This window comes from Hydrogenophaga sp., assembly GCF_019635465.1.
In the GTDB taxonomy this organism is placed as follows: domain Bacteria; phylum Pseudomonadota; class Gammaproteobacteria; order Burkholderiales; family Burkholderiaceae_C; genus Hydrogenophaga.
Map to the genome: position 1 here is coordinate 234587 of NZ_JAHBZK010000004.1, position 8724 is coordinate 243310.

Genomic DNA, 8724 nt, shown 5'->3' on the forward strand with positions numbered 1-8724 from the left:
AAGACCGATAGCCTGCGGCTTCCGCAGTACTCAACCCCCCAGAGGAGAACAACCAATGAAGTCCCGCTTTTTGCCGGCCTTGGGCGCGCTGACGCTCGCCACCGCTTTCTCGATGCCGGCCCACGCACAGGTGGAAATCCAGTGGTGGCATTCCATGACCGGTGGCCTCAACGACTGGGTCACCGACCTGTCCAACGATTTCAACGCCAGCCAGAAGGCCTACAAGATCGTGCCCACCTACAAGGGCAGCTACGACGAGTCGATGACGGCCTCGATCGCCGCCTTCCGCGCCGGCAATGCCCCCCACATCCTGCAGGTGTACGAGGTGGGCACGGCCACCATGATGGCCGCCAAAGGCGCCATCGTGCCGGTGGGCAAGGTGCTGTCCGACGCCGGCTACAAGTTCGACCCCAAGGCCTACATCCCGGCGGTGGTGGGTTACTACACCGCGCCCAACGGCCAGATGCTGAGCCTGCCGTTCAACAGCTCGACCACGGTCCTCAACTACAACAAGGACCTGTTCCGCAAGGCCGGGCTCGACCCGAACACGCCGCCCAAGACCTGGCCCGAACTGGTGCTGGCCGCGGCCAAGCTCAAGGCCTCTGGCGTGGCCTGCCCGTTCACCACCAGCTGGCAGAGCTGGACCCAGCTCGAGAGCTTCTCGACTTGGCACAACACCCTGTTCGCCACCCAGAACAACGGCTTTGGTGGCATGTCGGCGCGCCTGGCGTTCAACAGCCCGCTGCACGTTCGCCACATCGAGAACCTGGCCAACATGGCCAAGCAGGGCCTGTTCCACTACCGCGGCCGCGGCAACAAGGGTGACGCGCCTTTCTACTCGGGCGAATGCGCCATGGCCACGGCCAGCTCGTCGACCTACGCCAGCATCAAGAAGAACGCCAAGTTCGACTTCGGCATTGCCCCGCTGCCTTACTACCCGGACGTGCCGGGTGCACCGCAGAACACCATCATCGGTGGCGCGTCGCTGTGGGTGATGTCGGGCAAGAAGGCCGACGAGTACAAGGGCGTGGCCGAGTTCTTCAAGTACCTCACCAACCCCGAGGTGCAGGCCAAGAGCCACCAGCGCACCGGCTACCTGCCAATCACCCTGGCCGCCATGGAGCTGACCGAGAAGTCCGGCTTCTACAAGCAGAACCCCGGCACCGACACCGCGGTGAACCAGATGATCCGCAAGACCACCGACAAGTCGCGTGGCGTGCGCCTGGGCAACTTCAACCAGATCCGCGCCATCATGGACGAGGAGATGGAGCTGGTGTGGTCGGGCAAGAAGACCGCCAAGGAGGCGCTGGACGAAGCGGTCAAGCGCGGCAACGAGCAGCTTGAGCGCTTCCAGAAAGCCAACAAGGGCTGAGCCACAATCGCGGCCTCGTTATGAGGCCCACACACGGCCGGGGCATGCCCCGGCCGTTTTGTCGATAGGAGTCTTCGCTTGGCCGTCGAAAAACGCGTCCGATTCAAGAGCTGGTGGTTGCCTGCGGTGCTGCTGGCACCCCAGGTGATCGTCATCGCCGTGTTCTTCTTCTGGCCCGCCGGCCAGGCGCTGGTGCAGTCGCTGCAGCAGCAGGACGCCTTCGGCACCTCGACCGAATGGGTGGGCCTGGACAACTTCCGCCGCCTGATCGACGACAGCAGCTACCTGGCATCGTTCAAGACCACCGCGGTGTTCTCGGTGCTCGTCGCCGGGCTGGGCCTGTCCATATCGCTCGCGCTGGCGGTGTTTGCCGACCGCGTGGTGCGTGGCTCGTCGATCTACAAGACGCTGCTGATCTGGCCCTACGCCGTGGCCCCGGCTGTGGCGGGCGTGTTGTGGCTGTTCATGTTCGCGCCCTCGATCGGCATCGTGAGCTACGGACTGCGCCACATGGGCGTCGAGTGGAACCACCTGCTCAACAGCAACCAGGCCATGGCGCTCATCGTGTTCGCTGCGGTGTGGAAGCACATCTCGTACAACTTCCTGTTCTTCCTCGCGGGCCTGCAATCGATTCCGCGCAGCCTGATCGAGGCGGCGGCCATCGACGGCGCCGGCCCCTGGCGCCGCTTCTGGAACATCGTGTTCCCACTGCTGTCGCCGACCACCTTCTTCCTGCTGGTCATCAACATCGTCTACGCCTTCTTCGACACCTTCGCCATCGTCGACGCCACGACCGAGGGCGGCCCGGGCAAGGACACGGCCATCCTGGTCTACAAGGTCTACTACGACGGCTTCAAGGCGCTGGACCTGGGTGGCTCGGCCGCGCAGTCGGTGGTGCTGATGGCCATCGTGGTGGTGCTTACCGTCATCCAGTTCCGCTACGTCGAGCGCAAGGTGAATTACTGATCATGGTTGAACGCCGCCCCCTCGCCACCGCCATCTCGCACATCGTGCTCGTGCTGGGCGTGATCATCATCGCCTTCCCGCTCTACATCACCTTTGTGGCCAGCACCCACACCGCACAGGAGATCGTGCAGGTGCCCATGCCCCTGCTGCCCGGGCCGCACCTGATCGAGAACTACACCCAGGCCATCAACGGCACCAGCGGCAGCGCAGCGTCCACCGCACCGGTGGGCCGCATGATGACGGTCAGCCTGGTCACTGCACTGGTGATTGCCATCGGCAAGATCGCGATCTCGCTGCTGTCGGCGTTTGCGATCGTGTACTTCCGCTTCCCGGGACGCATGTTCTTCTTCTGGGCGATCTTCGTCACGCTGATGCTGCCGGTGGAGGTGCGCATCGGCCCCACTTACCAGGTGGTGTCTGACCTCGGCATGCTCAACAGCTACGCCGGTCTGACGGTGCCCCTGATCGCCAGCGCCACCGCCACGTTTTTGTTCCGCCAGTTCTTCCTCACCGTGCCCGACGAGCTGGTGGAGGCGGCCCGGGTGGACGGCGCCGGGCCCATGCGCTTTTTCTGGGACGTGCTGTTGCCGCTGTCGTCCACCAGCGTCGCGGCGCTGTTTGTCATCCAGTTCATCTACGGCTGGAACCAGTACCTGTGGCCGCTGCTGGTCACCACCGACGAGAGCATGTACCCGGTGGTCATGGGCATCAAACGCATGATCTCCGGCGGTGACGCCGCCAACGACTGGAACATCGTCATGGCCACGGCCATCCTGGCCATGATTCCGCCCGCCCTCGTGGTCCTGTTCATGCAACGCTGGTTCGTCAAGGGCCTGGTCGACTCAGAGAAATAAATGGCTGCCATTCAGTTCAACAACGTCATCAAGCGCTACGGCCAGGGCAAGCAGGCGCTGCAGGTCATCCACGGCGTCAATGCCGACATCGGCGACGGCGAGTTCATCGTCATCGTCGGTCCCTCGGGTTGCGGCAAAAGCACCTTGCTGCGCATGGTGGCTGGTCTGGAAGAAGTCACCGGCGGCGAGATCAGCATCGGCCCGCGCGTCGTCAATGCGCTGGAGCCGGCCGAGCGCGACATCGCCATGGTGTTCCAGAACTACGCGCTCTACCCGCACATGAGCGTGTTCGACAACATGGCCTACGGCTTGAAGATCGCCAAGGTGCCCAAGGACGAGATCAAGGCGCGCGTGGACAAGGCCGCGAAGATCCTGGAGCTGGGCCACCTGCTCGAGCGCAAGCCGCGTCAGCTCTCCGGCGGCCAGCGCCAGCGCGTGGCCATGGGGCGTGCCATCGTGCGCCAGCCGCAGGTCTTTCTGTTTGACGAGCCGCTGTCCAACCTGGATGCCAAATTGCGCGCCCAGACCCGCATCGAGATCCAGAAGCTGCACCGCGAGCTCGGCATCACCAGCCTGTTCGTCACCCACGACCAGGTCGAGGCCATGACGCTGGCCCAACGCATGATGGTGATGAACGCCGGTCACATGGAGCAGTTCGGCACCCCCGAGGCGGTCTACAACCGGCCGGCCACCACCTTCGTGGCCAGCTTCATCGGCTCGCCACCCATGAACCTGCTGCAGCACGCGCCTGGCGCGCGCGAAGGCCGCATCCTGGGCATCCGCCCGGAGCACCTAGACCTGAGCGACGACGGCTGGGCCATGACGGTGGAAACCGTGGAGTTGCTGGGTGCCGAGCGCCTGGTGCACTGCCGCCTGGGCGATGAAGCCGTCATCCTGCGCACCCACGAAGGCGACGGCGCGCCCCCCGTGGGCAGCACCGTCCACGCCCGCCCACGCGAAGACCGCCTGCACTGGTTCGACGCCGCCACCCAGCGCCGCATCGACGACTGACACCATGGCCCTGCCCCCGTGGCCCTACCCTTTGTGGATTGCCCACCGCGGCGCCGGCAAGCTGGCGCCCGAGAACACCCTGGCTGCCTTCCGGCTGGGTGCGGCCCATGGCTACCGCATGTACGAATGCGACGCCAAACTCAGCGCCGACGGCGTGGTTTTTCTGCTGCACGACACCACCCTGGAGCGCACCTCGAACGGCCACGGCGTGGCCGGCGAGCGCACCTGGACAGAGCTGAGCCGGCTCGACGCCGGTGGCTGGCATTCGCGCGCATTTGCGGGTGAACCCCCGGCCACCCTGGCCAGCGTGGCGCGCCATTGCCAGGCCAACCGGCACTGGCTGAACATCGAAATCAAACCCACGCCGGGCGCGGAACTGGAGACCGGCCGCGTCGTGGCGGCCGAAGCCCAGCGCCTGTGGGTGCACCAGCCCGATCGCCTGCCGCTGCTGACCTCGTTTCGCCCCGAATCCTTGCTGGGCGCCAAACAGGCCGCCCCCGATCTGCCGCGCGGGCTGCTGCTCGACACGCTATGGAGCGGCTGGGAGGCCCAGGCCGCGGACCTGCAGGTGCAAGCGCTGATTTGCAACCAGGCGCTGTGGGATCGACCTCTGGTTCGTCTGGCGCGCGCCCAGGGCTGGCGCATGCTGGCCTACACCGTCAACGACGAATGGGCCGCCGAGCGGCTGATCGACCTCGGCCTGGACGGCATCATCACCGACCGGGTAGACCTGTTCGCGCCGGTGAGCTGAACGCTCAGCGCGCGCGCAGCCACCAGGCCAGGGAGCCCAGCACCAGCACCAAGGCCGCATAGGTCGCGACACGTCCGTCGCGCCCGAACACCACCAGACCGGCCACCAGCACCACCACGCCGGCCGCCATCAGCACGGCAAACTGGGTCGCCGGGCCAAAGCGCGCGGTGCGCCTGAACCGCAAGCCGGCCCACAGCAGGGCAGCCACCACCACGGCCGGCGCCACGAAGGTGGCCAGGTGCACCAGCGACAACCAAAAGCTCATGGGAAAACCGGCACACCGTTCATAAGCGGCAAATTTTATAATCCGGGCCATGTCGGTCTGGACGCTCGGTATCAACCACCAGACGGCCCCGCTGGATCTGCGGGGCCGTTTTGCGTTCGCGCTCGACCAGATCCAGCCCACCTTGCACCAGTTGCGCGACCGCCTGCCGCGCCAGCCCGAGGCCACACTGCTGTCCACCTGCAACCGCACCGAGCTGTACGGCGCCGGCGACCCCTCGGTGCTGGAACCCACGCTGGAGTGGCTGGCCCAGACCGGCGGCGTCAGCACCCAGGTGCTGCGCGACCACGCCTATGTGCTGCGCGACGACCAGAGCGCCCGTCATGCGTTTCGCGTGGCCAGCGGCCTGGACAGCATGGTGCTCGGCGAGGCCCAGATCCTCGGGCAGATGAAAGACGCGGTGCGCGCAGCCGACGAGGCCGGCGCCCTGGGCACCACGCTGCACCAGCTGTTCCAGCGTTCGTTCGCGGTGGCCAAGCAGGTGCGCAGCTCCACCGAAATCGGCGCGCACTCGATCAGCATGACCGCCGCTGCGGTGCGTCTGGCCTCTCAGCTGTTCGAGGACCTGCGCGAGATCCGCGTGCTGTTCGTCGGCGCCGGCGACATGATCGAACTGGCCGCCACCCACTTCGCTGCCCGCACCCCAAAAGGCATGGCCATTGCCAACCGCACGATGGAACGCGGCGAAAAGCTCGCCTCGCGCTTTGGCGCCCAGGTGATGCGCCTGGCGGACGTGCCCGAGCGGCTGCACGAATTCGACGCCGTGGTCAGTTGCACCGCCAGCACCCTGCCCATCATCGGCCTGGGTGCGGTCGAGCGCGCCATCAAACGTCGCAAGCACCGACCGATGTTCATGGTTGACCTGGCGGTGCCGCGCGACATCGAGGCCGAAGTCAAGGACCTGTCCGACATCTACCTCTACACCGTGGACGATCTGGCCCAGGTGGTGCAGACCGGCAAGGACAACCGCCAGGCCGCCGTGGCGCAGGCCGAAGCCATCATCGACGCGGGCGTGCTGAGCTTCATGCACTGGATGGAACGCCGCGACCCCGCCAACGGCGTGGTGCCACTCATCCAGCAGATCAATGCCCAGGCCGACGCCTGGCGCGCACACGAACTGGCGCGGGCCAGGAAGCTGCTGGCGCGCGGCGAGCCGGTGGACGCGGTGCTGGACGCGCTGTCAAAGGGACTGACCCAGAAGATGTTGCACGGCACGCTGGCCGAGTTGCATGCCGGCGACGCCGCCGCGCGAGCCGCCACGGCCGAGACCGTCACCCGGCTGTTCCTGCGCGAGACGGCGCCGCCGCGCGAGCCGCGCAACTAGCGACGCCAGTGCCTTTGCGGGCGCCCATCGGGCAGCCCCGTCCTTGGCAAGCACCTTCATGAAATCTTTTGTCCGTGATTCCCTCCTGCGCCAACGGGCTCGCCTGCACGAGCTCGATGCCCTCTTGTCGGCGCCCGATGTGGTGGACAACATCGGGCGCTTTCGCGCGCTCAGCAAAGAGCACGCGGAAGCCAGCGAGGTGGTCGGCGTGTTCGATCGCTTCTGCCAGCGTGAGGCCGACCTCGACGCGGCGCGCGAGTTGACCAGAGACGCGGAGATGGCCGACATGGCCCGCGAGGAAATCGCCGCCTGCGAGCAGGACCTGGCCGAACTCGACACCCAGTTGCAGACCCTGCTGTTGCCGCGCGACCCCGACGACGTGCGCAACGCCTTCATCGAAATCCGCGCGGGCACCGGCGGCGACGAATCGGCGCTGTTCGCCGGCGACCTGGCGCGCATGTACAGCCGCTATGCCGAGCGCCAGGGCTGGCGCGTGGAGACGCTGAGCGAGTCGCCCAGCGAGCTGGGTGGCTACAAGGAAGTGGTGCTGCGCATCGAAGGCGACGGCGCCTACGGACGGCTGCGCTTCGAGTCCGGTGGCCACCGCGTGCAGCGCGTGCCCGCCACCGAGGCGCAAGGACGCATCCACACCAGCGCCGCCACCGTCGCGGTGATGCCCGAGCCCGACGAAACCCAGGCCATCGAGCTCAACCCCGCCGAGTTGCGCATCGACACCTTCCGCGCCAGTGGCGCGGGCGGCCAGCACATCAACAAGACCGATTCGGCCGTGCGCGTGACCCACCTGCCCACCGGCATGACCGCCGAGTGCCAGGACGGCCGCAGCCAGCACGCGAACAAGGCCAAGGCCCTGCAGGTGTTGGCCGCCCGCCTGCGCGAGAAGGACCGCGCCGAGCGCGCCGCCAAGGAAGCCGCCACGCGCAAAGGGCTTATCGGCAGTGGCGACCGCAGCGACCGCATCCGCACCTACAACTTCCCGCAGGGGCGGCTCACCGACCACCGCATCAACCTCACGATCTACCAGCTGGGTGCCGTGATGGAAGGAGAGCTGGACGACGTGGTACACGCCCTGCAGGTGGCGCGGGGGGCCGAGCTGATGGCCGAGCTGGAACAGAGCGCGGCATGACGCTGGCAGAGCAGTTGAGCGCGCTGGTGCAGGCCGGTCTGCCGCGGCTGGAGGCACAGCAGTTGCTGCTTCTGGCACTGGGACGGGACCCGCACGCCCGGGCCTGGCTGCTGGGCCACGACGGCGACACCATCGATGAAGCCGCCAGCCAACGCCTGGCCGAGCTGCTGCAACGACACTGCGACGGTGAGCCCATGGCCTACCTGCGCGGCGAGCAGGCCTTCTTTGGTTTGCCGCTGCAGGTCAACCAACATGTGCTGGCGCCCCGCCCCGACACCGAAACCCTGGTGCAGTGGGCGCTGGACCTGGCCGGCGACGCGCCGTTGCGGGTCGCCGACCTGGGCACAGGTAGCGGTGCCATTGCGCTGGCGCTCAAACACCAGCGGCCTGCCCTGTCGGTGGTGGCCACCGATCGCAGCCCGCAGGCACTGGCGGTGGCACGCGCCAATGCCAGCGAACTGGGGCTGACCGTGCGCTTTGCGTCGGGTCACTGGTTCGACGCCCTGCCTGGCGAGCGCTTTGGCCTGTTGGTCAGCAACCCGCCCTACATCGCCGAGGGCGACCCCCATCTCGCCGCCTTGCGCCACGAACCCCGCTCGGCGCTGACCGCCGGCGCCGACGGCCTGGACGACCTGCGGGCCATCATCGCCCGCGCCCCGGCCCACCTCGATCCGGGCGGCTGGCTATTGCTGGAGCACGGGCACGACCAGGGCGATGCCGTGCAACAACTGCTGCGCGAACGGGGATTCGGGGCGGTGAGCGGCCGCACCGACCTTGCGGGCATCGTGCGCTGCAGCGGCGGCCAATGGCCGGTCGCGCGATAATCCGCCCCTCGCCGGCCTGCACCCGGCCCCCACAGGACCCACCCATGAGCGACACCCAGACCCGCATCGACCAACTGGTCAAGGCCAACGACATCGTGCTCTTCATGAAGGGCAACGCCAGCTTCCCCATGTGCGGCTTCTCGGGCCGCGCCATCCAGATCCTCAAGGCCTGCGGCGTGGACACCCGGGCCGTGA

Annotated in this window: 10 protein-coding genes; 9 read left to right on the forward strand and 1 reads right to left on the reverse strand. The window is 67.1% G+C overall.

The genetic code is table 11. The annotated features are described in order from the left end of the window. Positions 1-55 precede the first annotated feature (55 nt). From ugpB to ugpQ, 5 genes are all read left to right on the forward strand, one after another. Positions 56-1372, forward strand: a complete 1317-nt coding sequence (gene ugpB / locus KF871_RS05330; RefSeq protein ID WP_291139192.1) for a sn-glycerol-3-phosphate ABC transporter substrate-binding protein UgpB — start codon at positions 56-58, stop codon at positions 1370-1372. A gap of 78 nt (positions 1373-1450) precedes the next feature. Next, positions 1451-2338: a sn-glycerol-3-phosphate ABC transporter permease UgpA gene (gene ugpA, locus KF871_RS05335; RefSeq protein WP_291139195.1), complete on the forward strand. Its 888-nt coding sequence runs from the start codon at positions 1451-1453 to the stop codon at positions 2336-2338. A 2-nt stretch (positions 2339-2340) separates the two neighbouring features. After that, positions 2341-3192, forward strand: coding sequence for a sn-glycerol-3-phosphate ABC transporter permease UgpE (gene ugpE / locus KF871_RS05340; RefSeq protein WP_291139199.1), 852 nt, complete (start codon positions 2341-2343; stop codon positions 3190-3192). Continuing rightward, the gene (locus KF871_RS05345) at positions 3193-4203 is read left to right on the forward strand and encodes a sn-glycerol-3-phosphate import ATP-binding protein UgpC (RefSeq protein WP_291139202.1); all 1011 of its coding nucleotides are present in this window, start codon (positions 3193-3195) and stop codon (positions 4201-4203) included. 4 nt (positions 4204-4207) lie between these two features. Beyond that, a complete protein-coding gene (gene ugpQ / locus KF871_RS05350) occupies positions 4208-4954 on the forward strand; it encodes a glycerophosphodiester phosphodiesterase (RefSeq protein WP_291139205.1) in 747 nt (248 codons plus the stop codon). A gap of 4 nt (positions 4955-4958) precedes the next feature. On the opposite strand, the gene KF871_RS05355 is transcribed toward ugpQ, so the two are convergent. After that, positions 4959-5219, reverse strand: a complete 261-nt coding sequence (locus KF871_RS05355) for a hypothetical protein (RefSeq protein ID WP_291139208.1) — start codon at positions 5217-5219, stop codon at positions 4959-4961. 49 nt (positions 5220-5268) lie between these two features. Here KF871_RS05355 and hemA point away from each other — a divergent pair, with 49 nt between their 5' ends. From hemA to KF871_RS05375, 4 genes are all read left to right on the forward strand, one after another. Further along, complete coding sequence (hemA, locus tag KF871_RS05360) at positions 5269-6561, forward strand: glutamyl-tRNA reductase (protein ID WP_291139211.1); 1293 nt, start codon at positions 5269-5271, stop codon at positions 6559-6561. A 58-nt stretch (positions 6562-6619) separates the two neighbouring features. Beyond that, complete coding sequence (gene prfA, locus KF871_RS05365; RefSeq protein WP_291139214.1) at positions 6620-7705, forward strand: peptide chain release factor 1; 1086 nt, start codon at positions 6620-6622, stop codon at positions 7703-7705. After that, positions 7702-8529 (forward strand): peptide chain release factor N(5)-glutamine methyltransferase, encoded by an 828-nt coding sequence (gene prmC, locus KF871_RS05370; protein ID WP_291139216.1) that lies wholly within the window; start codon positions 7702-7704, stop codon positions 8527-8529. Before prfA ends, prmC begins: the two co-directional genes overlap by 4 nt. A gap of 44 nt (positions 8530-8573) precedes the next feature. After that, on the forward strand, positions 8574-8724 hold a 151-nt coding region (locus tag KF871_RS05375; RefSeq protein ID WP_291139253.1), incomplete at its 3' end, for a glutaredoxin domain-containing protein.

What these genes read in the sequence shown, in the direction of transcription:
- KF871_RS05345 (WP_291139202.1), top strand. Translation starts at nt 3,193, where the DNA reads ATGGCTGCCATTCAGTTCAACAACGTCATCAAGCGCTACGGCCAGGGC.
- prfA (WP_291139214.1), top strand. Translation starts at nt 6,620, where the DNA reads ATGAAATCTTTTGTCCGTGATTCCCTCCTGCGCCAACGGGCTCGCCTG.
- hemA (WP_291139211.1), top strand. Translation starts at nt 5,269, where the DNA reads ATGTCGGTCTGGACGCTCGGTATCAACCACCAGACGGCCCCGCTGGAT.
- KF871_RS05355 (WP_291139208.1), bottom strand. Translation starts at nt 5,219, where the DNA reads ATGAGCTTTTGGTTGTCGCTGGTGCACCTGGCCACCTTCGTGGCGCCG.
- ugpB (WP_291139192.1), top strand. Translation starts at nt 56, where the DNA reads ATGAAGTCCCGCTTTTTGCCGGCCTTGGGCGCGCTGACGCTCGCCACC.
- prmC (WP_291139216.1), top strand. Translation starts at nt 7,702, where the DNA reads ATGACGCTGGCAGAGCAGTTGAGCGCGCTGGTGCAGGCCGGTCTGCCG.
- ugpQ (WP_291139205.1), top strand. Translation starts at nt 4,208, where the DNA reads ATGGCCCTGCCCCCGTGGCCCTACCCTTTGTGGATTGCCCACCGCGGC.
- ugpE (WP_291139199.1), top strand. Translation starts at nt 2,341, where the DNA reads ATGGTTGAACGCCGCCCCCTCGCCACCGCCATCTCGCACATCGTGCTC.